The organism is Paenibacillus sp. Pae15, from assembly GCF_024519685.1.
Classification (GTDB): domain Bacteria; phylum Bacillota; class Bacilli; order Paenibacillales; family NBRC-103111; genus Paenibacillus_G; species Paenibacillus_G naphthalenovorans.
The window spans coordinates 12,152-39,029 of sequence record NZ_JALJRM010000027.1 but is presented as its reverse complement, the minus strand read 5'-3'; the positions used below and the strand labels follow the sequence as shown (position 1 = coordinate 39,029).

The window sequence follows — 26,878 nt, the reverse complement described above, 5'->3', positions numbered from 1 at the left end:
CTATTTAGAAGGGATCAGCACGGATCCCTCCATGAGTCTTCGAGCACTGCGGCTCATGACCACTTTTTTCACGATCCAGCCTGTTTCCTCTTGTGCGGCATCAGCACCTGCCGTTAAGGTACCGGAGGGGTGACCAAAACAAAGTGCTGACTTGGTGTCACCTAAAATCTTACTGACAATCGTTCCCGGAATTGCAGCTGCAGCGGCGATCGCAACAGCACCCGTACCGGTCATGGCATGATGAAGTTTACCCATGGAAAGAATGCGTGCCAAAATATCAATCCCCTCCGCTCGCACTTCTTTTCCGTCGGACGCCGTGTAGCTCGCCGGTTCTCCGAAAAATGCGATTTTCGGCGTGTGCTGACGCTTCGTCATGACATATTCGACGTTATCGGCCAGACCCATGGCCACAGCTCCATGAGCCCGAATCGCTTCAAAGCGGGCAAGAAGCTCCGCATTACCGTTGATATCCTGCTGCAGCTCCGTTCCCGTTAATCCCAAGGATGATGCCGAGACAAAGATAGCAGGGTTTCCGGCATTCATTAAGGTGACCTCCACCTCTCCCACACCTGGTACCGGAAGTACATCTATTGGATTTCCTGTAGGGAACATGGCTCCTCCCTCCTCATCCCCATCGCCCGCACCCGGATCTAGAAATTCCAATTTAATTTCCGCTGCGGGGAAAGTGACACCATCCAGCTCGAAATCACCCAACTCTTGCACCTCTCCATCCTTCATCGGGACATGAGCAATAATCTTCTTGCCGATATTTGCTTGCCAGATATTTATTGCAGCCACTCCATCCCGCGGAGTGTCTACCAGGCCTCTATGTATGGCAAAAGGCCCTACAGCCGCAGTAAGATTTCCACAGTTCCCGCTCCAGTCCACCAACGGTTGTCCGATGGCAACCTGTCCGAATAAATAATCTACATCACATCCCGGCCGATTACTTTTACTGATAATGACGACCTTGCTCGTACTCGATGTAGCCCCGCCCATACCATCAATCTGCTGACCATACGGATCCGGACTACCTATAATACGTAATAATACTCCATCACGCTCAGTTGGATCGGCCGGTAAATCATCCGGTACGAAAAACACCCCCTTGCTTGTTCCGCCACGCATATATATTGCCGGTATTTTGATTTGTCTTCCCCATTTACTCATGACCGTTGTACCTCCATTTCCTTTATCTTTGCCTCTCTTCTTTTTGACTCAACGCCAGTTTATTTCGCAGCACCATCTGCAACACTCCACCGTGGCGATAGTAATCAATCTCGACTTCACTATCGAATCTTACCGCTGCTTCAAACGTTTTTTGCGTTCCATCCTCGTCCGCTGCCGTTACTTTAACAAGCTGCCGCGGCTTGATGTCTCCGAGCAATCGACTCCGGGCATAATCAGCAAGCCTGTTGTCTATCGCGGTTTTGAATTAAACTTAGAAATTTAATGAATTTATAACGTTACATTATACTTTAATGCATCTGGCGTCCCAAACTTATCCACCTGCTCAGCGTGGTCAATCACCAAATCAACCGGAATCTCCGGATTAATCTGCTTCGGGTCTCCGCCCATGTTCGCCATGGCGGTTCGTAAAGAAGCCAAGTCCACGACAACAGGAACGACGGTATAATCCTGAAGGACCATACGAGCCGGCTTAAAAGGTACTTCTACATTTTCTTTCGCATCCTTTGTGCCCCATTTCGCTAAATTCTCAATGTGCTCCTGCGTGATCGTTTTTCCGTCATACTGACGCAATACTGACTCCAATAAAATTTTAATCGAGTACGGAAGTCTGGATACTTAGCCTATACCAGCTTCCTCCAAAGTTTGAAGCCGGTAATAATGAACTTGTTGAAGATATCTTGAGGTGTTCTCATGGTCTCCCCCTCTCCTATCCTGTTGTAACGAACTTGAGATTATTATAGGCCGGACCCAGAACTAAAAGAAAATATCAATTCCTTATGACCGGCGATACCCATTGGGAATATCTAAAAATAAAAAAAGAACCAAACAAGACAGACTGCAATTGTCTCATTTGACTTCTTTCTTTACTCTTGCAAATCGGTTTCTTTAACGAAATGAACAAACGCTTTCGACAGTATTCATTTCCAGCGCTTCATTATAGTAAAACATCCAGGTTTGTCTTATGATGCGGTTTCCCTCTTTGTCTGTGATGTCTACTTTATTGATCTCCGCATCCTTAGCGTTTCGTGATGGAAGGTTGAGAAATGAATAATTCCTCAGCGGTTCTTGTGATATTTTTATGCTTGTAAAGCACCCGCAATATGAGCCAATCTTGTTCCTCCAATGTCTTAGCCCCTCTTCCAATCTATAAATAACATACTATATATAGCTGAACGAAAATCAGATATGCAAGTTGGTTATGTCTAACCATGCAAAATTAGTATTTTTAATTCATTATACTTCTATGATTAAATGTTAATAGGCAGCTACTCATGTTAAGAACGGAGGAACATAGATGAAGGATATTGTGAGCTTGTTTCAAGAAATTCCGACCACTTGTATATCCGATGCTTTGCAAGGAATGAATAACCTGGATCCCGGCATTAAACCTTTAAAGGAGCAGTATAGAGTTGCGGGCAGAGCTTTTACAGTTAAAATGCCTGTTGGAGACAATCACGCTGTACTTCGGGCAATATCCGAGGCTAAACCCGATGATATTCTTGTCATCGATGCTAAAGGAGATACGTACCGTGCAGTGGCCGGCGACTTTGTCGTGGGCATGGCACAAACCTTAGGAATAAAAGGTTTCGTTGTTGACGGAGTCATCCGCGATATTCATGGGATCAGGGAACTGAATTATCCGGTCTTTTGCAAAGGGACCACGGTTGCTGCGAGCGGCAAAGCGGGAGGAGGGGAAATTAACGTACCTATCTCTTGCGGCGGAGTTTCGATCCAACCCGGTGATATCATTGTCGGGGATGTGGACGGGGTTGTCGTTGTCCCTAAGGACATAGAAACAACGATTCTCCATAAAGCTTTGGATAAGTTGAAAATGGATCAAGAGCGAGAAGAGCTTGTTTCCGGGGATCAGGAAGCAATAAGAAAGCATCTTGATTCAATACTCTCCAAGTAAGACTTATGGGCAAAGAGAAAAGCTGATCTCCTATGCGGAAATCAGCTTTTACTTTTGTCTCTATCCTCTACCGTAAAATGTTGGGCTTCATTCCCTCATTCGCCCGATTCCCTGCACGATCCGCTCAGGTTATGTAACGGCGGAAACAATATAGCTTTGCCGCCTATCCGCCTCCAATGATTATCGTATCAAGTTCCCCTTCCACCTCCATATCCTCCATTCGAATTCGGCTCATTCCCCTTCTTTGACGAACCGCTCAATCCGGCTTTTAATGGAATCGCGAACAGTACGGAATTGGCTCATTATTTCATCTTCCGTTCCAATAGCTTTTGCCGGATCATCAAACCCCCAGTGCCATTTTGTAACGTTCTTGTTGGAGATTACGGGGCAATGCTCATCGGCGTGGCCGCACAAGGTAATGACATAGTCGGCCCGATTCAAAATATCGGGATCGATCACGTCCGAGGTATTGTGACTAATATCCACACCGGCTTCCTTCATTACTTGTACTGCCCGAGGATTTACCCCATGCGCTTCAAGCCCTGCGCTTTTTACTTCGTATTTATCACCACCTAATGCTTTTAAAAAGCCATCCGCCATCTGGCTTCTGCAGGAATTGCCGGTACACAAAAAGTAAACTAACGGTTTTTTCTCCATGATGGAACAATCTCCCTTTTAAATTGAACTATTCATGCATTCATCTGCAGATGCTGCAGAACATACAGCCATATATAAAGACCGGTAAGCGTAATGAACAATGTAGGTACTGTTAGCAGAATGCCGATTTTAAAATAATAACCCCAACTAATTTTTACGTTTTTCGTAGAAAGCACATGCAGCCAAAGCAGCGTAGCCAATGAGCCGATCGGTGTGATTTTCGGACCTAAATCCGAACCGATCACATTCGCATAGATGAGCGCCTCACGAATAAATCCGCCGGTTTGAGTGCCCTGGATCGCCAGCGCGTTAATCATGACTGTTGGCATGTTGTTCATAATGGAGGACAGGATTGCGGCAATAAAGCCCGTACCTACGGTAGCCGCAAAAAGTCCTTGGTCTGAGACCGTTTGAATGACACTGCCGAGCGCATCGGTAAGTCCGGCATTTCGAAGGCCATATACGACTACATACATACCGACGGAGAAGACCACAACTGCCCAAGGAGCATTCTTCACCAGTTTCCATGTATGGATTGCAGGGCTTTTTCTCGCAGCAAACAAAAACGCAATCGCAGCGATGCCTGCAATCAAGGATACAGGGAGCGAGAAAAATTCGCTGACGAAATAAGCGACGAGCAGTGCGGCTAAAATGACCCAAGATAGTTTAAATAGCCGCGGATCTTTAATGGCTTTCTCCGGTCTTCTCAATGAGGTCAGATTATAGTTTACCGGGATGCTTTTATGGAAATACAGATAGAGCGCAACGAGGCTTGCGATGATAGAAAAGAAATTCGGAACGATCATACGGCTGGCGTATTCGGCAAAACCGATGTTGAAATAATCCGCGGATACGATATTGACTAAGTTACTGACGACAAGCGGCAAAGATGCTGTATCGGCAATAAAACCGCTGGCCATAATAAACGGCAAAATCATCCTTTCATCAAATTTCAATGCCCGAACCATTGCAAGCACAATCGGCGTGATAATCAGGGCTGCACCGTCATTGGCAAACAAGGCAGCGACCGCCGATCCCAACAGAATGATAAAAACAAACATGAGGAGTCCGTTTCCGCGTGCTAGCCGTGCCATATGTAAGGCTGCCCACTCGAAAAAACCAATTTCATCAAGAATCAGCGAGATTAAAATGATAGCCACAAAGGCCAATGTTGCATTCCATACGATACCGGTTACGGTGCCCACGTCCGTAAAGCTGACCACCCCGAACAATAAAGCGAGAATAGCTCCGGCACTCGCCGACCAGCCGATATTCAGTCCCCGCGGCTGCCAGATGACCAACGTCAAGGTAAATAAAAAAATGAGAAATGCGATGATCGCCATGTGTCCCCCACTTATTCGCAACAGTCGTTTTTCTTCTGATCGATCTTTAGTTTTAATGACGGGATATATTCTAAAATTGTCTGAATATATGGTTTATCATCAATATTTAATGCGTAATAAACCCATTGGCCTTTACGTGTTTCGTTGACAAGCCCGGCTGATTTTAGTTTGCGCAAATGCTGGCTTGCATTCGGTTGAGACGTTTCCAACAAATCAACGATGTCGCATACACAAAGCGGCCGCTCTTTCAATAAAGCCATGATCGTTAACCGTGTTTTGTCTCCGAGCATTTTAAAGCTTTCCGACATTTCATTTATTTGTTCCATAGAGAACCTCCAATAAATCACTATAAATCTTTTGGTCTTTTAAGACTTCAACCGTTATAGCCACCTCACAGTCAACATCAAATGAATGATAAAATAAATATATAATAATTCAATTATATAATCAATTGATTATATTTTAAAAAGATTGTAAAGAAGTTTATCATTTACCCCCTACCGAATCAGCAATGAGTTTAAATCCCCCTTACCATTAACTGAACTTCAGCGGACTACATTCTTGGCCTAAATCAGGAATCGGAACAGATTCTTGACGTTGAATTGTAACAAGAATTTGTTCCGATAAAATAAAAGCCCATGATTTAGTTGCTTGTAATTTGCACCGTCTTTGTAGTTTCCTTCCACTCAACTTTTGTCCCTAGTGATTCACTGATAAAGCGAACTGGCACAAGGGTCACGCCAATTTTTATTATTGGTGGAGCATCTAACTTTGTTAATTCACCATTAATGATTGCAGAATCACTATCTATCGTTAATTGTATGGTGGTTTGCCCTTTATGTGCAGTTACTGTAGAAGTTTCGGCATGCCATTCTATTTCGGCACCCAAAGATTCAAAAATTTTGCGCATCGGAACCAAGGTTGTTCCATCAACCAATATAGGTAGTTGTTCGAACTCGAGTACCTTTTCATCAATTTTAACGCTAATTAGTTGTCTACAAAATCTTCATTCTCATTACTTTTAATCCAAACTGGTTCTGTCCTATACCATTGCGTTCCATCTCCCGTATAGCCTCTGCCCCAAGAAAATAAAGTCCCGTCTTCTCGAAGCGCCATAGAGCGGAAACCTGTACCGTGTGCCGCGATCTTTATTATTTTATGTAGACCTTTAACTTAACAGGTACGTTGCTATCTTCATAAGATCCTATTCCTAATTGCCCGCCTAAAAGGGGATACAAGGTGGTCATTCCAAAGGAGGCGGTAGGTGACCGCAATCAGACAATCCAGAACATCACCCTATTGGACTTAAATGCGAGATACGCCGACGTCGTGAACGCCGACAAGGTACTGAAAAATATGAAGCCTTCCCTCGAATCCACTTAATATAAACATCGCAGTCCCAGATCAGTCACTCCTTCCCGCCCATTCCCGGGCATAAAAATAACCCTGATCGGCCTCGGGGTTCCACTCCTTTATTTAACATGCGGACTTTCGTTAGTTGAATAACGGGCAGTCCTTTATTATTCTAATTTTACCGAAGGAATCAAATTTTGCGCCCCAGTTTGCAATTGCCCGTTTGCGCGCTTTTGCGTTTGGGTTGCTTTTTCTCGTAAGCACGGAGAGCGGCGCTTGTCAATGGCGACGTTACTGCCATCCAGGATGTCTTCCTGTTGACAGCGTGTGACCAAATCCTCAAAAAGCTGTTTTGCCAAGCCCTTTTTCGTCAGTTCCGCGAAAACTCGGCTTAATGTGGATATGGAGGGAGCTTCCCGATCCAGCGGAAGACCACACTGATAACGAAACCGGAGATCCGTATCCAAACGATGATGCAATCCCGTAAAGGTATCGATTCCTTCAAGATTGGTTAATTTCAAAATCTTTCTTGCTTCATCGGGGGTTGCGATTTCCTTGCCTAATTCGGCAACAATACGTTCGTTCTGTTCACAAACTCCGCATTGGATTTCGCTAAGACTCCGAGCTCGATTCCGCGGTAATCGACGGCTCGGGCGACATGCGTTTTCTTGGCAATTCGGCTCCGACCACAAGGGTCGATTCGGTAATTTGTAGAATGCGTTGATTCTGCTTTTTGGATTGCTTATACTTCTTCATGTAGAGCGTCCTCCTTCAATGTAGGGCAGTGAATGTGCATCATTCCGAGACCCTGCATACAGGAGGCGCTTTTTTCATTCAAACCTCGAATTCATTCATTACAGGAATGGCTCCTTATATCATAGCATGTAAAAGGCGTTATGTTTTCTTATCGATTGCGTATTTTCGCCGTTTCAAGCTGCTTTTATTCAATGCTTCATTCCAGGCATGCTGCCCATATCGTGTCCGTTTCCTCCACCCGTATCAGGCTGCGTTCCCGCATGGGCATTGCCGCTGCCATGTCCTCCATGGCCTGCTCCGGATTCGGAGACGATCTCCAGCATGGCATCTATTTCCCCTTGTGCCGCGGCGCTCAGCACGTCTTCGCCCCCTGTTAACCAGGCATGATTGTAAGGTCCTTCCGCAGGAGTCCTCTTATACTTCGGCTGAATCGACATGACATAGGACATGACGGCCTCCGGCATGCTGTCCTTATCCGTCCAAAGCATCGGCGCATGTTTGCCCAAATGGGAGAACGGTGCGGCAGCCAGGGCCAAAGCCGGGGAATCCTTGCTCACGAAAGAGAAGTTGTGTCCCGGTGTTGTTATTCCCCACCCAAAATCCGTAACGAGATCTTTGTATTTCGCGAAGGCAACGGCATTTTCGTAAGGATCTTTCCCGGCGATCCGGACGACCCTTCCGAATTGCCCCAATTGGGTTTCCACACTGGCCGATACCACCGATTCCGGTCCAAGGATATAGATGTTTGCTTTGCCTCCCCGCGTCTTTAAAGCATCGACGGTTTCCTGCGGAATTTCGTCTTTTGTGACATAAAGCAGCGGTTCCGGCATATGGGCGATCCAGTTTACGGCAGGCATGGTATATTCCTGGCTATCCTTCGAACCCACGATCACTGAAGGAGGATTCTCTTTAGTGACATTCGCATAATAGGCATCAACCGCTTTGGCCACCGCCGCATGATTTCCGCCTGCAATCTTGTCCGTTTTCAGCCCAAGCTCCTTCACCTGTTCCTCTACCTTTGGATCGAGATCACCGACCAGAATGACCTGGACACCGTTGTTCATGGGCACACCTGCAGGCTTTAACCGCTTCAACTCGTTCAAGGTGACTTCGGGAATCCCGTCTTTATCCACGAAAAGCACTGGGCCGTTATTCGGATGATGAATCAGATTCGCACTGACAAGCGCCGTTTGCCAATCGTCCGGATTCGCGAGCACGACACCGCCCGGTCTGTTCTCGTCGCCGGTAGCCATCCACAACGTTCGCGAAACCAGCACGGCCGCCTCCGCGGGATCACTCGTATTGATGCGTGTTGTGTTTTTCGATCCCACCCACGGCATGTTAACCGCCAAGACCGGTTGACTTTGTCCGGAACCGGCCTGCTGCTCCGCATTCCCCATGTTATACCCCTCGTGCTGCGGGGAAGAATCCGTAGCATGGAAGCATCCCGTTAAGGCCAAGGCCGTAACCACGGAAACAATTCCGACTTTCATTGTTTTTTTCATTACACAGCCTCCTTCCTGTCTTTACGGTTTTTCATTTTGCGAGATTGTGCCCGCTAATGTCCAAACCAATCCGCTGCAATAAGAATAACCACCGCTTTTGAAGATCTTGTGAAGAATGATGATTTGCCGGTTAAAAAGAACGGCTTACTTTAGGAATTCGGATATAAAACGTGGTCCCCTGACTGCTTTCCGCCCAAATCTGTCCCCCGTGAGCGTTAACCAGCTTCTTTACGATGGTTAACCCCAAACCGCTGCCGCCGGTTTTCCGGTTTCGCGACTTGTCCCCCCGGTAAAACCGCTCGAAAATATACGGCAAATCCTCCCGCGCAATACCGCTGCCCGAATCCTGAACGGCAATAAGCACGTATTGTTCCTCCTCTACAGCTTCAATTCGCACTTCCCCGCTCTCCGGAGTGTATTTGAGGGCATTGCCAAGCAGATTGACCAACACCTGAATCATGCGTTTGCGGTCCGCAACAATCCGGATGTCCGGACTGCAGCTAAACGAAAGCTTAATTTTTTTTTCAAGATAAGCGGCGGAAACCAAGTCCACCCCTTTGGCAATCATGGAAACCAGAGGCTCTTCTTTTCGCTCCAAATGAAATGCCGGAGATTCCATATGGGTCAGGTCTTCCAGTTCTGCTACCATGTCCGTCAACCGTTCAATCTCTTCGTAGCAGGAATGGATGCGTTCCGGAGTCGGTTCCCAAACGCCGTCTTCAAACGCCCGCATATGGCTTTTTAAAGTGGCGAGCGGCGTTCGAAGTTCATGCGCGATGTCTTCGGTCATGGTGACCCGAAGTTGCTCTTGTTTGTGCAATTGCTCGGCCAGTTTGTTTAGCGAACTGCCCAATTCCGCAAGCTCGTCCTTGCCGTCGAGTTTCACCCTGGCGTCCAGCTGGCCGTCCGACATCCGTTCCGCGACCCGTTTCATGTCGACAAGGGGGGCCGAAATACGTTTCGCTGTATAAAAACCGATCAGAACCGAAAGGACGATGGAACCGGCAAACGTCCACAAGATCGATTGAATGAGCGCCTGTTCCAAGTGATAACCCAGCTGCGGAAAATCATGATACGCGCCTGCAGCCTGTGCCTGATACATGGAAATATGATAATGGGTTCCCCCAATAATGCTGACCGTCGAAATCAATAAAATGCCCGTCGCTATTGCAATGATCAGCATCGCCAGACGGGTGTGCAATCGCTTATTCATCGGGCACCACCTGAAAAGCGATAACCGTAACCATAAACTGTAACGATATATCGGGGTTTTTTCGGATCCGGTTCGATTTTGTGGCGTATATTTTTAACATGCTGGTCAATGGTCCGAATATCGCCTTCGAATTCATAACCGAGCACTTTATCTGCCAATTCCTCACGTGAAAAATGCCGCTGCGGATATTTGGCCAAAGCAAGGAGCAGCGAGTATTCGTTCGGCGTTAAATTCACCGGTTCTCCATTGCGAAGGACGATTCGTTTCAGCGAATCGATCACCAAATGGCCATTGTTGAAGGCTATGCGGTCAGCAAGCAAATGACGGTCATCCGTTCGGCGCAGGATCGCCCGGACCCTGGCCACGACCTCGCGCGGATCGAAAGGCTTGGTCACATAATCATCGGCGCCAATGGACAAGCCTTTGATTCGATTGTTTTCCGACACTTTGGCAGTAAGCATGAGAATTGGAACGGAATGGTTTTGACGTATGGTTTGGCATACAAGCTCCCCCTCCATATCCGGCAGCATGAGATCGAGTATGACGAGATCGACCGGCAGGTTTTGCAGAGTATACAACGCCTCTTTTCCGGTTGCCGCTTCTAATGTTTTAAACCCTTCCTTGTTAAGATAGGACACCATGACATCGCGAATTTTCTCCTCGTCATCCACCACCAAAATCGTTTTCATGACCATCCTCCAAACACGTTTCTTTGATTACTTTACCACTGACTTGTGAAGAAATGATGTAGGCTTCCAACAATTCTTTCCATTCGCTTATATTTTGATAATAACCTTGTTCCCTGCTCATCCTATTTTCGTGTGAAAAAGCACGCCAGCCGTCACTTTTTTTCACGAATTTCTTTGCAGATCTGCTCAGCGATCTCTTGCACGCTTTTTGTCCCGAGATCCCCTTCCCCGCGTTTTCTGACGGCTGCTGTGCCGGAGGTTGCCTCGTTTTCACCGAGTATCAGCATATAAGGAATTTTCTCCAACTGAGCCTCGCGGATTTTGTAGCCCAATTTTTCGTTACTCCCGTCGACCTCGACCCGTATACCAGCGTTCCGGAGCGCTGCCTTCACTTGAAAAGCATAGTCGAGGAATGGAGCCGACACCGGCAGCAGCTTCACCTGAACCGGCGCAAGCCAAAGCGGAAATGCGCCGCTGTAGTGTTCCGTTAAAATGCCAATGAACCGGTCAATGGAACCATATACGGCACGATGAATCACGACTGGCCGGTATTTCCTGTTGTCTTCGCCGATGTACGACAGGTCAAATTTCTCCGGCATCTGAAAATCCAGTGTGCCCCGGACAATTCATCGGTTTGAGCGCGAATTTTGTTTCGTCAACCTCGGTAAAGTACATATTTTCACGGTAATGATCCCAGTGGCCTGACTTCTCCTACAGCCTTTGTTTCATGATAAACGGTGTGCGCACTTCTTCATAATCCCGTTTTTACTGCATATTGCGCAGGAAGTTTTCAAGCTCGGTCCGGATGACCATCCCTTTTGACAAGTAAGAATGGCATACCCGGCGCTTCTTCGGATAACATAAACAATCCGAGTGCTTTGCCCAGCTTCCGGTGATCGCGCTTTTTGGCTTCTTCAAGAAGTTTCAAATGCTCATCGAGCTGCCCCTTTTTCGAGAATGAAGTCCCGTAAATACGCTGAAGCATTTTATTCTTTGAGTCACCGCGCCCATAAGCTCCGGCAACATTCATCAGTTTGAGTGCTTTGATCCGGCCGGTGGAGGGCAGATGCGGTCCGCGACAAAGGTCTGAAAACTCTCCCTGTGTATATATGATAATCACTGCAAGCGGCTTCTCAATGTCGATGTCGTAGTAAATCCCGTCTGCGATAACGGGGCCTATTCCGAGCTTGACGGCCTTATCCCCGTATATGCGCTTCATGGCTTGCGCCATCAAAATGCGCCGTACTGTGGCGATAGACCTCCAGCTCATCCTTGCTGTCCAGTGTAATGATTTCGACCAGACCATCCTCTTCAATCGGCTGGTTTACATCGACCAGCTTGCCATTGATTTTTCCTGCCACGGCTTCTTTCTTCAATCTTGCACTGATGGACTCCGCCACTTGCTCAATAGTTGTGCCGCGTTCGTATTCCCGAATGGCCCCATCGGGTAGTGTCACTTTTATTGCCATTAGAAACCCTCCGTCATCCATTTTATCTTTATTTTGAACGCAAAAAAGCGCACTTGTCCGAAAGGGATGAGTGCGCTCGTGGTTCCACCCTAATTTGACTCGCAAAGAAGCGAGTCCTCATTCGTTTCTATAACGGGAATACCCGGCGAAGTTTACTCTCAAGGATGTTAACCCTGATTTCCATATCGCAGCTACAAGGTGGTAAATCCTTAGGATCACCGAAGAGGCTTTCAGCCGATGACCTCTCTCTCTGGTCGGATCTCGTTAAGATTCTTGCCCTTGATTACAGCTTTTATTTTTCACATATAATATCGCTTCGAGTTTATCATGTCAAGCCAACACGATTCATTTGCAAGAATAATAACAGGAGCAGCTCACTTTCATGCTGATCCATCGGATGACAAGGATTTGTTAGAACATACGTTTCTCTCTACTGGATTTATCGTGCCCTCCTCTACACGGTCCGCCTCATACTCGCTCCCAAATTGCCGCGATGCCTTGCCCCCCGCCAATACAAAGGGATGATACGCCAAATTTCTTGTTTCTGCGCCGCAGCTCGTACACAAGTGACAATGTAATTCTCGCACCGCTTGCCCCAAGCGGATGCCCTAACGCGATGGCCCCTCCGTTCACGTTGCCGAGTTCCGGATCGAAGTCAAGCTCCTTCTGGCACGATAAGTATTGAGCGGCAAAGGCTTCATTGATTTCGATCAGATCCAGAGACTGTATAGACATGCCTGCACGCTTAAGTGCTTGCCGAATCGCTTCTACCGGGCCAATGCCCATGATTTTCGGCTCTACGCCGACAATCCCCCATGAAACTAATCGAGCGATGGGTTTCAGGTTGCTTCTTTTGATGCCATCCTCCGATGCGATGACCGTCATGGCTGCACCATCGTTGATACCGCTTGCGTTGCCGGCTGTGACGACCCCGTCCTTCGTAAAACGAGCAGGCAGCTTTGCCAGCGCCTCCATGGTCGTTTTCCGTGGATGCTCATCCTGATTCACCACCGTATCGCCTTTACGAGATTTTATGATAACCGGTACAATTTCCTCCGCAAAAACACCCTTCTCGATGGCCGTTAACGCTCTCTCCTGACTGCGGAGGGCAAAGGCGTCAACTTCTTCTCTGGTGAATCCATATTTGACGGCAAGATTTTCTGCTGTCATCGCCATCGTGCAATCGCCATAAGGATCGTAAAGCGCCTCCCACAGATAATCCTCCATCGTTGATTTCCCCAGCGGAATGCCCCACCGGGCGCCTCGAACAACATGCGGCACCTGACTCATATTTTCCGCTCCGCCGGCTAATGCCAAGTCGGATTCACCAAGCATGATCGATTGCGCCGCATTCACGATCGCCTGCAAGCCCGAGCCGCATAGGCGATTTACTGTCAGGCCCGGCACGTGCTTGGGCACGCCCGATTTTAATCCAGCGTGCCGGCCCATATAAATCGCATCCGTACTCGATTGAATGACGTTCCCGAGGACGACCTGGTCGATCTCTTCAGGAGCCACATTCGCCCTTTCCATCGCTTTCTTAGCGCTTTCCACTGCAAGTTCTATAGCAGAGACATCCTTAAAGGAGCCTCCAAAATCCCCGAAGGCGGTGCGCGCCCCGTCTATCAAATACACCTCGCGGTTCACCATGCCTTTCCTCCTCCGATATGGAATTTCCCCTGCAGTACGCAGGGAATGCGTTTCGCGTATTTCGCCACTCCGCCATCAACAGCATAATTTTGTCCAGTAATAAAAGCTGCATCGTTGCTTGTGAGGAAGAAGGCCGAACCAACGAGATCGTTCGGTGTCGCGACCTTCTTAATCACTTGCGAAGCTGTTATTGCGAAGAAACTTTTGGGCGCTCGACAAGCTTCCGTTTCATCCCGCCCTGCGCAGCCAATGCACCTTTTTCCACCCATTCGATATGGGCTCGGAACACTAGCTTCTGGCGGATCGCGAGCTCTATGTCGAGTTTTAATGCTTCCAATTCTCCCGCATCGGGTTCGTACTCTACCTGAATTCGTACAGGAGGCTGTACGTTCGGGCCTGCTCCGTCCGCAAATATCCGTATTTCCCCAGTGGTCCTCGGCCTGAAGGAAGAAACGACATCCGCTACCGCGGACGGATATACATTTACACCTTGTACAATCAGCATGTCGTCCGCCCGGCCTACGCAGCTAATCCGTATGCCTGTTCTACCGCAATCACACGTTCCGTCGCCCACCACTTCCACAAGATCTCCAATCTTAAACCGGATCAACGGAGTACACTCACGATGAATAGCTGTATACAGCAGTTCACCGACTACACCCTTTTTCGCCTCGATCACCTCTCCAGTGAGCGGATCGAGCAGCTCCGGAATGATATAGCCTTGACCGAAGAAATGCATGCCGTCTTGGCATTCACATTCGCTCCAAATGACAGTACAAAAGTCTGCCGTTCCCATGCAGTCGTATACTTTCGCGCCCCACGTTTCTTGAATTTGGCGTCGGACGTCGGGCAAGCCGGCACCCGGCTCCCCGCCCAAACCAATGTTCTTGAGCCCTATGGATCGAGGATCCAGGCCGAGCTCATCTTGGGCAAGCCGAGCCAAATAAGTAATAAACGAAGGGGTGGAGATCGCGAAGTCGGCGCCTGTGATTTGCAGCACGCTCAGCGTTCGCGCCGGTTCGTTGTTTCCGCTCGGAAGCACCGCCGCCCCGAGATGCTGCAAGCCTTCATAAAAGCTTAAGCCTGCGATCCACCAACCGAACGTCAACGGCACCCAAGCCCGGTGCTCGGGCCGGCAGCCCATCGCCCACATGCAGCGGGCGACCAGATCCCGCCACATCTCCCGGTCTCGCGCCGACGCTCCAACAAGCGTAGGCTTCCCTGTAGTGCCCGAGCTCGCGTGAATGCGTCCGATTTGTTTCCAGTCGACGCACGCATGACCGCCAAGCGGAGGATACAATTCCTGACTCATTCGAACCTCTTGTTTCGTCGTAACGGGAAGCTTAGCAAGATCGGAAAGCTTGAACGTTTCTGCATCGATTCCCTTGAACTTCTCTTGGTACATCGGCGAATGTTTCAACACCCAAGAAAGCTGCTGGCGCAATCTGCTCTCCTCCAGTGAATGAAGCGAACCCGGTACGCTTGTTTCCAGATCTGGGGCCCAATAGATCCGATCCATCGGATCACACCTCCTTGATTATGGATTAATCAGCATTTTCCATTGGTCGATGCGGCTTTGAAATTCACGTGCCGTTACTCGCCCGAACCAATCCGATTCACTTGTAAAGAGCTGGCAACCAGGTTCCAGGGCAAATGCGCGCAGCGCAGCCGCCTTATCCGGTGTTAACGGATCGTTACCTACTATGGCCCCGTACGTGCCCACGGATTTCAGCGCATCCGAGAGCTTCGGAGAACGGATCGGGTCGATGCAAGGGATGACGCCCCTGTCCGCATCAAGCACCGTATCGAGCCAAAGATCGGCGGAACCGGCCAGATGCAGCGCGGGAATGGATTGATAAAATCGAATCGTCCCCCAGATCGGCGCCGTTACAGCGAGGTATTCGTCGGTATCCTGCGGAGGGTGCTCGCCAGCCTCTGCCAGCCAAATCAAATCTGCGCCGCTTTCGCACACCACGCGAGCCATGCGAAGCACAGCATCTGCAGCCTTGTCCAGCGCGACACCCCCGGCGTCCGAAATCCGCCGCGGCCCTTGAAGTGCCACGGCCACCGCCGCTTTGTCCCCGAGCATCTGCTTCAACCGCTTGACCGTCTCTACCAGCACAGGCATCCGCCCCCCAGAAGCGAGGGCGGGATCGCCCTTGAACGGATAGGAGTTCGGACGAGGCGGATATACCGACCAATCCAGTTGCGCCCCGAACGCTTCCCACTCGATGTTCGATCCCGATTCCACAACGACCACGTCCAGCCCCAGCGCCCGCTGCAAATCGCGCAGCGTATTAGCCATCTTGGTCGAATTGCTCAAAAATTCCCTGGGCGAGAGACCCGCCATTTCGCCGGCCGCAGCGCAGACGAGCGGGGCGAGGAGCTTCCGCCCCGCCCGTCCGCCCGTCAATACGGTATTCAACAATTCTTTAGGAGAGGACATGAGTCAAGTGCCTCCTTCTTACATTCTCATCATCATGTCGGTCGATTGACCTTCCGGCCAGGAGCCGAAAGAGTGCAAGATTTCTTCCGCAGGCTTTAACTTTTCCCATTCCTTAATGAATGCAGAGTACGGTTTGCCGCGGCCTCGGCGAGCGGCTCTCTCCTCGTTCCGGAGACGGTTGGTCGCTTCCACGTCGACCTTATGCGCCCTTTCATCAAAGATGACCTTATACATTTCGGCGGCTGTTTCATTCGTGATAATTTGGTTGATGACGTCTTCTCCGACCGATTCCGGATCGGCTTCAAGCGGATCTCCGTAGCCGGCGCCGCCTGCGGAGAAGCCGTATGCCATCACGTCGCCTTCGTTATAGGGGCGAGCGGATCGGCCGAAGAACTCAATCTCCCAGCTGCCTTCAATCCAACGCTCCGTCAGTGTTTCTTTCACTTCCAGACGATGACTCGTTCCTTCCTTCATCTTCTGCACGACATCCGCATTACGGATGCCGATGCCCGGTACCGTGCAAGGCGCATACCCGCCGAACAAACCTTGCGGCGTCTGTACCTTCGAGTTGTCGGCAATTGCCATAAAGAATACTTGCGGGACTTGGTGCGCAACCCACATCTGAGCGGTGCCGACGCCACCGCGGTTTTTGCCATGGCCGCAAGAATCTTTCCAGTGCTGCGAGAGCGGAATGAGCAGCGGGAATTCGTTCTCCATGAGCTCTACGTTCGGAGCGCGGCCGAAAGGGCACCACGGGAACCCGAACGCATTCATCCCTTTGAGCGCGGGGCGACCGCCCTGGCCCTCCGTGTTGATCGAGTAGGCAATCATGTCCGCGAACGGCAAGCCCCATTGTGACAAGCCGGCGATCACCATCGCGTTGCCGGCATTAGAGGACGAGGCTACAACCTTGTCGGCATCCTGCGTGCAGAACATCATCTTGGCGAACGCATTCGCGCTGGCGGACATGACGCCCGTACAGATCATGACCGCATTGGAGGTCGCCGCCTTCGGATCCGGATTCAGAATGGTTCCTTTCGGAATGCGAAACTCGATCGGCTCAAACGTGGCGCTCGAGATCGGCAAATCATAGAACACGTAGGAATAAATGTAGTTGGCCACGTGACCGACAACAGCCTGCACATGAGCATGATAGCTTGAATAGTTTTCCGGCGACGTCCCCGTGAAATCGTAGATCAGTTTGTCGCCTTTCTTCTCAAGCGTCAGTGACGCATTGCGGATTAAGCCGTGCTTTACCCCTACCGCGTCGGAGAACGTAACGCAGCGGAATTTGCCGTCCGGCCAGGATGCCAAACGTTTTGTCGCGCCTTCCTTAGCCACCTCAAGCATTTTTCTCAGCAGGCCAACGACGAATTCAGTGCCTTCACGGTCCGCAAGCTCGATCAGGCGCGTTCGTACCCGGTCCGCAGACGTCGCCCGCGCCTTCAAATCTGTCACCATCATCTGCGGCGCGCGAATGCCGTATGCCGTGAACACTTCAATCCAGTCCTCCCGAAGCTCGTGATTCTCTCCGATCTTCACAGGCGGGAGACCAAGCCCTTCTTCGAACCTCGAGGTTGCGGATACAGGCATTCCCCCCGGCTCAATCGCTCCGGTCTCGGTCATATGGCTCGCCGCTCCGGTCCAAGCGATCAGCTTGCCGTTGTGGAACACAGGCGTGATGCAGACCATGTCCGGGTTATGGATACCGCCATAGAGCGCGTCGTTTGCAAACCAGACGTCGCCGTCGTTGATACCCGGGTTTTTACTGTAATTCTTAATGATGTATTTGATAATAATCGGCTGAATGATGGCGTGAAGATAAGTGCCCGCCGCGGAGTTGACCAAATCTCCGTTCGCGGTAAAGATCGCTAGCATAACGTCGCCGGACACCCCCATGTTCGAACGCGAGGAACGCTGGAATACCTCTAACGCTTCATCTACGATATCGTTCGTCCGCTGATAGCCGATTTCGTAATCCCCTGGAGAGAGTGTCTCCATCGCCGCAATTTCTTCGGGCGTAGCTGGCTCCATTTTAATCATGGTCAGTTTCTGTTCCGGTGTAGGCATTGGCATATCGACTTGCCTCCTTATCCTTGATTCGCTGCCGTACCTGAGAGGGCCGGCACACGTTCTTCATCCCGTTCCATGATGCCAAGTCCGTAGGGGTCAACGCTGTACTTAAGCCCCGGCGGAACGACGACAGTCGTATATTCGGACTCAATAACGGCCGGTCCGTTCACGATGTGACCCGGCTGCAGCTTCATCTGATCGTACACCGGCGATTCCGCATGATCCGTCAGCTCCGGCCAGTACATCGACCGATGCTCTTTCAACGCGATCTCCTTGCCCACCGTTGCCGGAGGAAGTACCGGAAGATGGAACGGCTGGGACGGTACGGCTGCCTTCAATACGAACGATTCGATGTATACGCCGCCCGACAGGTTGATGACATGCGGACTGAACGCTTCGCTGAATTCTTTTTCAAACTGCTTATAAAACCTCCAGAGATCCTCGTCATTCGTAATATGGAGACCTGGCGTCGAGGTACGCTTTGAGTTGATTTGTCCGCCGTAGAGCATATCCAGCTCCAGCGTGAAGACAGCCTTGTTCGTATCGAGCCCTTCCGCGTCAAGCTCCTTCTTCGCCTGCTCGAGCAAAGAGTTCACCGTCGTATTGAATTCTTCAAAGTCAAGCGCCGGCTGCTCCGTCATCGGAGCGATGAACGGCATCTTTCTCGACGTCTCATACACGTGCATCGTGTCCATGATCGATGAACCGAATGCGCAGAATACAGGCGAGTATGGGAAAATGACGACCTTCGGAATCTCATCCTTATATCCCGCCGCATGCGTTGCGCCGCCGCCTCCCATCGCAAAGATCGCGAAGTCGTCCGGGCGATAGCCCCGCAGTACCACCTCTTTGCGGATGGCGGAAGCCATCTTCTCGTCAACGAGCCTCCGGATTAAGGAAGCGGCTTCCATGACGGAAAGACCTAGCGGTTCCGCTATCTTCTTGCGAATCGCACGTTCCGCAGTTGCCTTATTCAGCTTCATTCGGCCGCCGAAATAATAATCCGGATTCAGGTAGCCGAGCACCAGATCCGCATCGGTCACCGTTGGTTCGGTGCCCCCGAGGTTATAGCAAACAGGTCCAGGGTATGAACCTGCAGACTGCGGTCCCACTTCCAGACGGTTGCCCAGCTGCTGATTGATCCATGCGATCGAACCGCCGCCTGCGCCGATCGAAATCGACTGCAGCATGTTCGCGCTCACCATCCAGCGATCGACGACCGGATTAAACTCATAGTTTCGAACGCTGGATTCCATAACGAGTCCGATGTCGAAGCTTGTGCCGCCAACATCGGCCGTGACCGCGTTTTTGATCCCAATTTTGTCCGCAACGAACTGCGCCCCAACAAGGCCGGATACCGGACCGCCGTTGTATGTCTTGCTCGCCGTCGTCTTGAAGACGTCCGCGCAGCCGCCGGTATTATGCACCATCATGAACGGCCCGCGGTACCCTTTCTCGCGCAATTTATCCCAAGTACCGGACAGCTCGATCTGCATGGAACGCTGCAGGTAGGCGTCGAGTATCGCGGTATTTGTTCGCTCATATTCGCCTAATCGGCTCACGACCCCGTGTGACAAAATGACCGGTAAGTAACCAACGTGGTACTCTCGGTACTCCTCCCGAATGATTTCCTTGATCCGCTTCTCGTGCGACGGGTTGACAAACGACCACAGCAGCGATACGACGAAGGCACGGGCCCCCCGATCGACGAGCGTCCGAACCTTGCGGCGGACGTCGTCTTCATCCAGCGGTCGGATGACCTTGCCCTTTGCATCGATCCGCTCCTTCACCCCGACGATCATCTCACGATCGACGATCGGCTGCGGCTTCTGTTGAATCGGCAGGTTACGCCTTTCCGCTAGGCGCGTGCCGTCGATCCACTGTGCGCCGCGTCCGATGTGAACCGCATCCTCATGACCTTCGGTCGTAATTAAACCAAGACGCGGACCCTTTCGCTCAATGAGACGATTCATGGCAACGGTCGTCGAATACCGAACGATATCGAAATTCGGGAGAATTTGATCTGCTGTCTTATCAAAGTGCTTCGCCCCTTCTTCAATCGCCTGAATAAAGCAAACCGATAGATCATAGGGAGTCGTCGGCACTTTGCGGAAAATTTGCGTACCGTCATAGGTCATGACCATATCGGTAAACGTACCGCCTACGTCTACGTCAATCGTATTGCGAGCTGCGTTTGGTTTCGTCATATCCTGCTCACCAGCCTTTTATCGTGGATTTCCAATTCACCTTTCTGAAGACGCTGCTTCAAGCTGTCGATATCGATCTCGATATCGTGGGTGATCGGGTGCCCCGGAGGTAAATATTCCGTCTCAACCTGTGTACCGCAGCCCGGACAATAAAACTCCAATATGCGCATCCAGTTCGGATCCGGAGAGAACGTATACTCTCCCTCGATAACCTCCTTGTGAACCTCCCTTGGATCACGGTTATACACCAGCAGACCTTCCTTGTAATTTTTGCGGGCAGAGATCAGAGCGTGCTCGCATCGATTGCAGTGCCACATCTCTGATTCGAGATCGATATCCAAGTATTCGGTAATGATCAATCGCTTCATGACTTACGCGCCTCCTTTGGTGAACACGGCGTTGCCGTATCCGTCAATCTGGACATCCCAGCCCGGGATGACCATGCAAGAAACGGTTTCGGACTCTAAACAAGCCGGACCTGTGAACGAACTTCCCCTCTGCAGCTGCTCCCAATCGTAAATCGGCGCATGATCGGCCTGCTTCGGCCACAGCATGGTACGGCGCTGGTCCGTTTTCGCTCGCTGCGAGCTTATATCCACGTGCGGCAACTCAAACTTCGATACCGGGGACAACCCTTTGACCGAGACACGTTCGAGCGTCGAGCCCGAACGGCTTTCAGCGATTTCTTGGAACCCTCCGTTTAACGCTTTCTCGATGGGGAGCTGAATGACCTCCGATTCGTCATTGTTCTTTGCAATGATGAATTCTACGCTCAATTCCACGTCGGCGGCAGACAAGCCCTCGCCTTCCAAATCGCGGAGCACGCGTTCTTGGCCGAGTGCAACGAGCTTATACACCTCTTGAACCGAAGCTTTGTTCAGCGGCTGATACGGCCATTCCTCGTGAATGTGACAGATGTCGGATACAGAGGAGCCAAAAGCGGAAAGTACGGGACCGAGACCGAATACGTAAGCGTTCTTCAGGTTCAGCTTGTCGGCCACGCCGGAGGCGAAGTTGGAGCCGTTACCGCCGAATGAGAACAAGCTGAAACCTTCCGTTGTATAGCCGTATTCCTTGAGCGTTTCGTTGCAGCAGTCGGTCACCATCTCCATCGCTCTCTCGATAATGGCCTGAGCCGCTGCTTCAATACTGATATTGAGCGGACCGGCCACCTGCTCTTGAATCGTTCTGCGCGCTTGCTCCAACTGAAGCCGCCGGCGTCCGCCTAAGAAACGGTCCGGATTCATCGCACCGGAGACAAGAAACGCATCGGTAAGCGTTGCGGATTCGCCGCCAAGGTTATAGCACGCAGGTCCGGGGTAAGCGCCCATTGACTCTGGACCGAGAGTTACCCTGCCGTTCTTTACACGGGCAATGGAACCTCCGCCAAGCGCGATGGAACGAAGCAAGATCCACGGCGTTTTCAGTGGAATACCGAACAAATCACCATTCGGGACGGTGATGACTTCCCCGTTAAGGATCAGTCCGATCTTGGCCGTCGTACCGCCTACATCAACAGACAACACTTTATCCAAGCCGTATCGCTTGGCAAAATACGACGCTGCGTGAAGTCCGAATACCGGACCGGATTCGGTTGTATCCACTCCCTTCGTCTTTGCTACTCGCGCTACCCCGCCATTCACGTGACCGATATAAACCGGCTTGCGATATTTGTGCTGAAGAAGAAGTTCGTCCTCCGCTTTAAACAAAGCTACTGCGAGCGGAGTATGCACATACGAATTGATGAGAGACAGATGGGTTCTTGTCTGGCTGTCCGGGTGGTGCAAAATATCGCTTCCTAACAAGACGGGGACAGCACCCAAATAGTGGTCAGGGAACTGCTCATCCACGAGCTTCTTAATACGCTGCTCTATAGACGGGTCCTCGAAGGCGCCCTTCAAGCTGACGCAAATGCGCCGAACGCCTTGCTCGAGAAGCGCTCTTACTTTGCGAAGAACTTCTTCCTCCGAAATCGGCTCGCTGATCTGTGTGATGTTCTCAGGTGACAGCACTCTATTTATCGCCGGACTTACTCCATTACCGTACAGATCCGTTCCATGACCTTCGCTGATGAGGAGACCAAGCTTCGGCCCTTTTCCCTCCGCAAGTACATTCGTTGCGATCGTACTTGACCAACGAATAACCTTTACATCGGCAAAAAAATCCGTCAGGCTCTCGTAACCAAGACGATTGGCTCCCTCTCGAATGCATTCAAAAAAACAAACGGTAAAATCATGTGGAGTTGTATCCACTTTCGTTGCGATAACCTGCCGGCCGTCGCTGAACAGACCATCTGTCAACGTTCCGCCGATGTCGATATCGACTGTATAACGCATACTGCACCTCCCAAAGGCGTTGTATTTGAATACGCTTACATTCTATCTTTCGGCGCGATTTCTTCATAGATATCTTGAAGTACAATTACCGCTGTCTCCAAGGTATAAACTTCTTTGAAACAAAAACAACCCTTTCCGACATCTTACCGGGAAGGGTTGTTTGAGACATCAGTCTTATTTCACCAAGCAGTCTTCGTCAGTCACTAGCATAAGCCTCGTCGTGTAAATTCCGCCTATAATTCCAATATCTCCATCGCACGCAGTGCGAAATCCAGCTTGAAGCGTTCGTCAGGGTGGCTTAAGTCAGCATCCAGCATTTGCGAAATTCGTTTTAGCCTGTATTTCACTGTATTGATATGAACGAAACAAAGCTCCGCCGCCTGTTGAATGCTTCCGCCGGTGCGAAGATAATGCATTAATGTGGACAGCAATTCGTCGGATTGTTTCTTTTCAACGCGCAAGAGCGGCCCCATCGCTTTATGAATGGTATCCTCTAATGCTGCTCGATCCGTGTTCAACAGTAACCGGTATACGCCTAGGCTCTCGTAATAAACGACCGTATTGTGCTTTCCCCACTTCCGTGAGAGTGCCAAGCTTCGACGAACTTCGTCGAAAGCGCTTCGTAGATCCTCCATATCCCGAAATGAACGGCTTACACCCAGCAAGATCGGAATGTCGTTGGCCCGCAAACGATCGTAAATCGCCTTGGATACAGCCTTCTCATCCGCATCGAAATCAAGAAGAATGACAATCGTCTCGGCATATACTCCCGAATAAAAGGCACAGTTCATTCCGCCTACAGCACTCTCGATCAGCGATCTCAGTTCACTCATGCTTCTGTCTGTCTTCTCCGGTTCAATGATGATGATTTTGTTCATCTTTTGGATGTCGCAGCCCTGCAGCCGTGCCTGCTCCAAGGCCGATTCCGTACTGGAGTACTGTCCCGCGAGAAAGGCTTCCAGGAAGGACGGCCGTTGCTGCAGCGTTTGTTCGAATTGGTAGAAATAGGAAAGTGTCAGAGCTACTCCCGCCATTTGAATCGTATGGGCAGTCTCTTTAGGTAAAGGTGGAAGCACACCCCTCCACAACAGATAACACCATACACTCGATCCGCTCTGCAAAGCAGCTAACCAATAAAGCTCCCTCGCGCCGTTGGATGAGCTTTCCAACGTAACGGGGATCATATCTCCCGACTGTACCCGCCGAATTGCATGCTGAAAAGAGGGACGATCGGCGAAAGCCGGGTCCAATCGACGCTCCTCCAAAGACCGGATCCAAGCCGTCTCTAAAGGCACGGGTGGCGTGTACGACGCCAATAATCGCAGATCTTTATCCAATAGAAGGATCGGCTCTTTCAAAAGCTCGCCAAGCTTTCCGACAATGGGATCAAAGCCATCCACGACTGCATTGAGATCTGCGAATTGTTTTTGAAGCGTGAAAAGCCGATCATATTTGCGTTTAAGCTCTGCCGCTTCATTACGGGTTTCCTGCAGGAGGTTAACCATCTGCCTTTCGCGTTGGTACAGCCAACAACGATTGGCCGCCAGGTACAATTGGGCCGATACGTCTTCAAGCATCTTCCGTTGTAATGGCGGCTTAGCATCATAAAACAGCCCGATCATTCCGCTCAAATCTCCATGCCGATTGACGGGGATGGTCACGCACGCTCGAATGCCAAGCTGAAATCCGGAAGCAAATTCCCTAGTTACCTCTTCCGCTCCATATTCTGCATATTCCCAGCTCCCTCTCTCCAACCAACAACGTAGATCCGATACAGTAGGCTCCGAAAGAGGACCTTCAAATTGAAATATCGTTTTACCCGTGGGTTCTCGAAAAACAATCGCAACGCAGGGGCTGCCGCAGATACCGGATATGACCTTCACAGCATCCTTTAATAACTCCGATAACCGCGTTTGACGGCTCCATTGTTCTCCCAACGAATCATATGAATAGGCGAGCACGGCTTCTTCCCCTCCCCATCGGCTAATCACATGCGGATAATGTCTCGATTCGGTGAAGCATCCGGCCAATTCCCATAGTAACGCAATAACTCCTCCGAAGGCCGAAGCTTCTCCCAATCACGCATAAATCTGCGGTAAGGCAATCCCTTTTGACAACGATAAGCCCTTGCTTCTTTTCGCCGCTCCGTCGTCCGTTCGTCATCCAGTTCAAAGGTAAGCGGGTCGTACGATACCAGATACACCTGATCCGCAACCCATTCGGAAATGATACCTTGTTTGATATCGGCCAGCACGCTGTGAGCCTCTCGCTCTAAAACATCTCCATAGCCAGGTCCCCCGGAGGAAAATTCAACGAAAATATCTCCCCGTTTCAAAAGTTGAACGGGACGATAATGCGTAGTAAACATGTATTCGCCTGAAAGGCTTCGGTTCATGATCAGATCGTGGATGTCATGTAAAATCTCTTGGTCGCCTTTCTGCCATCGAGCGAATAAATCGGTATTTCGAATAACGATTCCCGGAATCACCCGAGGAGGGTAGCCTCCAAACAATCCTTGTGTAGTGTGAAGGCGCGAATTTTTGGAAATGGACATTTGTGCCAAGTGCTCTACATGGTGCGGCGTAACCGCCATCTGCGTTCCGGATCCGCCCCTGTGTCGACCAAAGCCGCAGCTATCGCGCGCCAGTTTCTGCGTAATGCATATAATGGGATAATCGTGCTCCTCATCCTCTACATTGGATGCTCTGCCCGAGGGGCACCAAGGAAAACCCATCGCGTCGACCCCATCGGAATCCGCCTTCCCGCCTCCGCCTTCCGTGTTGAGCGGATACGCCAGCATATCGGAGAAAGGTACGTTCCACTGGCTCAAGCCAGAAATGACATAGCCGGAACCTGTATTTCCCATGGCAGCGCTTACCAATTCCCGTTGGGGACTATCGAACATCATTTTGCTAAAACAGTTTGGCAAAAGCGACATGACGGCGCTGCCGATCATGACGGAATTCGAGGTAGCTGCCTCGGAACTCGGAGAAAGCGCTGTTCCAGGCGCAAATTTAAATTCGCAGGAGGCCAGCGTGCCCGACGATCTCGGGAGGTCGTAAAACGGCCAGCCGAATAAATAAATGGCGGCATGCGCCGCAGTAGCATGCGGAAAGGCATGATACGAGCCTTCATGCTCGGGAGAGGTGCCGTTGAAGTCGAAGACGAGGCTGTCTTCGAACTTTGTCAACGTGAGCGAAACGCGCTGCAAGCCCTCTTCCAAGCCAATACTGTCGGTAAACGTCACTGCTCGATAAATTCCGTCGTTCCATCCTCGAATCCGAGCTCTTGCACTGGTCTCCGCTTCAACCAAAATTTTTCGGAATAATCCGGTTAAAAAAACGGCTCCTTTAGCTTGAACTAGCTCCTGAATCCGAATTCGCACTCGGTCACATGCGCTTACCCGTGCCCTTAACTCGATCATGAAGGTACGAGGGGATCGCGATACATAATTCTCCATCATCTGAAGCAAATCCGGCCGCAATTGATAACGCTCCCCGATTCGGAAAGGCGCCATCTTCATCCCTTCGTCAAATCGGCTGCGCGCTGTAACGGGCATGCCGCCGGGTTCTGTCGCCCCTGTTTCTCCCGTATGCGCGGTCGCTCCGGTCCAAGCTACCAACGTACCATTATGAAAGATAGGCATCATAACGATTTGATCCGCATTGTGTACGGCTCCGTATAAAGGATCATTGCAGAAATAGAAGTCCCCTCCCCGAACGGTCATTCCTTGACTGTGGCGCAATTTTCGCATGATATATTTAATCGGAAACACAGAGCTTACCACATGCAAATAACTTCCTACGTTACATGCGACCAAATCCCCCTCCGGCGTGAACAATGCAACACCGACGTCTCCGGCCATGGCCAAGTCGGAGATCCCGCACCGAACGAACATATCCATGGCTTCCGACAAGATTAGATTCAATTTTTGCTTATAGACCGCGTAATCTACATCGTCAATTCGTTCAGAGCAATTGATTTCATAATCCGACGGAATTTCAGGCTTTAACCATCCCAATAACTCTCTTTGATCGACGATAGTCATCCGGTTCACCCCTATGTATAGCTAAAAATC

General features: G+C 50.4%; 22 protein-coding genes and 4 pseudogenes. 2 read left to right on the top strand and 24 right to left on the bottom strand.

What is annotated here, in order from left to right; translation table 11 throughout:
- The 3 genes and pseudogenes from prpF to NR121_RS19490 all read right to left on the bottom strand — a co-directional run.
- Entirely contained in the window at window positions 1–1,170 is a 1,170-nt protein-coding gene (gene prpF, locus NR121_RS19500) for a 2-methylaconitate cis-trans isomerase PrpF (protein WP_062408336.1), read from the bottom strand.
- 22 nt (window positions 1,171–1,192) lie between these two features.
- On the bottom strand, window positions 1,193–1,387 hold the full coding sequence (locus NR121_RS19495; RefSeq protein WP_054818582.1) for a hypothetical protein: 195 nt from the start codon (window positions 1,385–1,387) through the stop codon (window positions 1,193–1,195).
- Between the two features lie 74 nt (window positions 1,388–1,461).
- Window positions 1,462–1,860, bottom strand: a pseudogene (locus NR121_RS19490) (aconitase family protein); the annotation flags it as partial.
- Between the two features lie 625 nt (window positions 1,861–2,485).
- Here NR121_RS19490 and NR121_RS19480 point away from each other — a divergent pair.
- On the top strand, window positions 2,486–3,103 hold the full coding sequence (locus NR121_RS19480; protein ID WP_054818580.1) for an RraA family protein: 618 nt from the start codon (window positions 2,486–2,488) through the stop codon (window positions 3,101–3,103).
- Between the two features lie 231 nt (window positions 3,104–3,334).
- Here the strand turns inward: NR121_RS19480 and arsC are convergent, their stop codons facing one another.
- From arsC to NR121_RS19460, 4 genes are all read right to left on the bottom strand, one after another.
- Complete coding sequence (arsC, locus tag NR121_RS19475) at window positions 3,335–3,760, bottom strand: arsenate reductase (thioredoxin) (protein ID WP_256831812.1); 426 nt, start codon at window positions 3,758–3,760, stop codon at window positions 3,335–3,337.
- A 32-nt stretch (window positions 3,761–3,792) separates the two neighbouring features.
- A complete protein-coding gene (locus NR121_RS19470; RefSeq protein ID WP_062408333.1) occupies window positions 3,793–5,103 on the bottom strand; it encodes an arsenic transporter in 1,311 nt (436 codons plus the stop codon).
- An 11-nt stretch (window positions 5,104–5,114) separates the two neighbouring features.
- Window positions 5,115–5,429 carry an ArsR/SmtB family transcription factor gene (locus tag NR121_RS19465; protein WP_137671079.1) on the bottom strand — a complete coding sequence of 105 codons (315 nt, stop codon included), beginning with the start codon at window positions 5,427–5,429 and terminating at the stop codon, window positions 5,115–5,117.
- Between the two features lie 317 nt (window positions 5,430–5,746).
- The gene (locus NR121_RS19460) at window positions 5,747–6,079 is read right to left on the bottom strand and encodes a copper amine oxidase N-terminal domain-containing protein (RefSeq protein WP_375162531.1); all 333 of its coding nucleotides are present in this window, start codon (window positions 6,077–6,079) and stop codon (window positions 5,747–5,749) included.
- 263 nt (window positions 6,080–6,342) lie between these two features.
- On the opposite strand from NR121_RS19460, the gene NR121_RS19455 reads away from it, so the two are divergent.
- A complete protein-coding gene (locus tag NR121_RS19455; RefSeq protein ID WP_256831809.1) occupies window positions 6,343–6,486 on the top strand; it encodes a cysteine hydrolase family protein in 144 nt (47 codons plus the stop codon).
- A gap of 150 nt (window positions 6,487–6,636) precedes the next feature.
- On the opposite strand, the pseudogene NR121_RS19450 reads toward NR121_RS19455, so the two are convergent.
- The 17 genes and pseudogenes from NR121_RS19450 to NR121_RS19375 form a co-directional block, all read right to left on the bottom strand.
- Window positions 6,637–6,962 (bottom strand): annotated as a pseudogene (locus NR121_RS19450) (transposase); the annotation flags it as partial.
- Between the two features lie 113 nt (window positions 6,963–7,075).
- Window positions 7,076–7,212, bottom strand: a pseudogene (locus NR121_RS19445) (IS110 family transposase); the annotation flags it as partial.
- Between the two features lie 188 nt (window positions 7,213–7,400).
- Window positions 7,401–8,717 (bottom strand): cell wall-binding repeat-containing protein, encoded by a 1,317-nt coding sequence (locus NR121_RS19440; RefSeq protein WP_256831808.1) that lies wholly within the window; start codon window positions 8,715–8,717, stop codon window positions 7,401–7,403.
- Between the two features lie 130 nt (window positions 8,718–8,847).
- Complete coding sequence (locus NR121_RS19435; RefSeq protein ID WP_256831807.1) at window positions 8,848–9,930, bottom strand: sensor histidine kinase; 1,083 nt, start codon at window positions 9,928–9,930, stop codon at window positions 8,848–8,850.
- Complete coding sequence (locus tag NR121_RS19430) at window positions 9,927–10,619, bottom strand: response regulator transcription factor (protein ID WP_054818576.1); 693 nt, start codon at window positions 10,617–10,619, stop codon at window positions 9,927–9,929. The genes NR121_RS19435 and NR121_RS19430 overlap by 4 nt, the downstream gene beginning before the upstream one ends.
- On the bottom strand, window positions 10,594–10,785 hold the full coding sequence (locus NR121_RS19425) for a hypothetical protein (RefSeq protein WP_256831806.1): 192 nt from the start codon (window positions 10,783–10,785) through the stop codon (window positions 10,594–10,596). Before NR121_RS19425 ends, NR121_RS19430 begins: the two co-directional genes overlap by 26 nt.
- A pseudogene (locus NR121_RS19420) lies at window positions 10,772–12,088 on the bottom strand (threonine--tRNA ligase). Before NR121_RS19420 ends, NR121_RS19425 begins: the two are co-directional and overlap by 14 nt.
- 468 nt (window positions 12,089–12,556) lie before the next feature.
- Window positions 12,557–13,738: an acetyl-CoA C-acetyltransferase gene (locus NR121_RS19415; RefSeq protein WP_171006020.1), complete on the bottom strand. Its 1,182-nt coding sequence runs from the start codon at window positions 13,736–13,738 to the stop codon at window positions 12,557–12,559.
- Window positions 13,732–14,007 (bottom strand): SDR family oxidoreductase, encoded by a 276-nt coding sequence (locus NR121_RS25385; RefSeq protein WP_306274588.1) that lies wholly within the window; start codon window positions 14,005–14,007, stop codon window positions 13,732–13,734. The genes NR121_RS19415 and NR121_RS25385 overlap by 7 nt, the downstream gene beginning before the upstream one ends.
- On the bottom strand, window positions 13,926–15,257 hold the full coding sequence (locus NR121_RS19410) for a phenylacetate--CoA ligase family protein (protein ID WP_062408327.1): 1,332 nt from the start codon (window positions 15,255–15,257) through the stop codon (window positions 13,926–13,928). The genes NR121_RS25385 and NR121_RS19410 overlap by 82 nt, the downstream gene beginning before the upstream one ends.
- Window positions 15,258–15,275: 18 nt before the next feature.
- Window positions 15,276–16,184, bottom strand: a complete 909-nt coding sequence (locus tag NR121_RS19405; RefSeq protein ID WP_256831805.1) for a uroporphyrinogen decarboxylase/cobalamine-independent methonine synthase family protein — start codon at window positions 16,182–16,184, stop codon at window positions 15,276–15,278.
- An 18-nt stretch (window positions 16,185–16,202) separates the two neighbouring features.
- Window positions 16,203–18,260, bottom strand: a complete 2,058-nt coding sequence (locus NR121_RS19400) for a hydantoinase B/oxoprolinase family protein (RefSeq protein WP_054818572.1) — start codon at window positions 18,258–18,260, stop codon at window positions 16,203–16,205.
- Between the two features lie 14 nt (window positions 18,261–18,274).
- Window positions 18,275–20,464, bottom strand: a complete 2,190-nt coding sequence (locus tag NR121_RS19395; RefSeq protein WP_256831804.1) for a hydantoinase/oxoprolinase family protein — start codon at window positions 20,462–20,464, stop codon at window positions 18,275–18,277.
- Complete coding sequence (locus tag NR121_RS19390; protein ID WP_054818571.1) at window positions 20,461–20,832, bottom strand: acetone carboxylase subunit gamma; 372 nt, start codon at window positions 20,830–20,832, stop codon at window positions 20,461–20,463. The genes NR121_RS19395 and NR121_RS19390 overlap by 4 nt, the downstream gene beginning before the upstream one ends.
- 3 nt (window positions 20,833–20,835) lie before the next feature.
- Window positions 20,836–22,800: a hydantoinase/oxoprolinase family protein gene (locus tag NR121_RS19385; protein ID WP_256831802.1), complete on the bottom strand. Its 1,965-nt coding sequence runs from the start codon at window positions 22,798–22,800 to the stop codon at window positions 20,836–20,838.
- Between the two features lie 233 nt (window positions 22,801–23,033).
- Window positions 23,034–24,761, bottom strand: a complete 1,728-nt coding sequence (locus NR121_RS25255) for a helix-turn-helix domain-containing protein (protein WP_054818569.1) — start codon at window positions 24,759–24,761, stop codon at window positions 23,034–23,036.
- A 26-nt stretch (window positions 24,762–24,787) separates the two neighbouring features.
- Window positions 24,788–26,848 carry a hydantoinase B/oxoprolinase family protein gene (locus NR121_RS19375; protein WP_137671069.1) on the bottom strand — a complete coding sequence of 687 codons (2,061 nt, stop codon included), beginning with the start codon at window positions 26,846–26,848 and terminating at the stop codon, window positions 24,788–24,790.
- Between the last annotated feature and the right edge of the window lie 30 nt (window positions 26,849–26,878).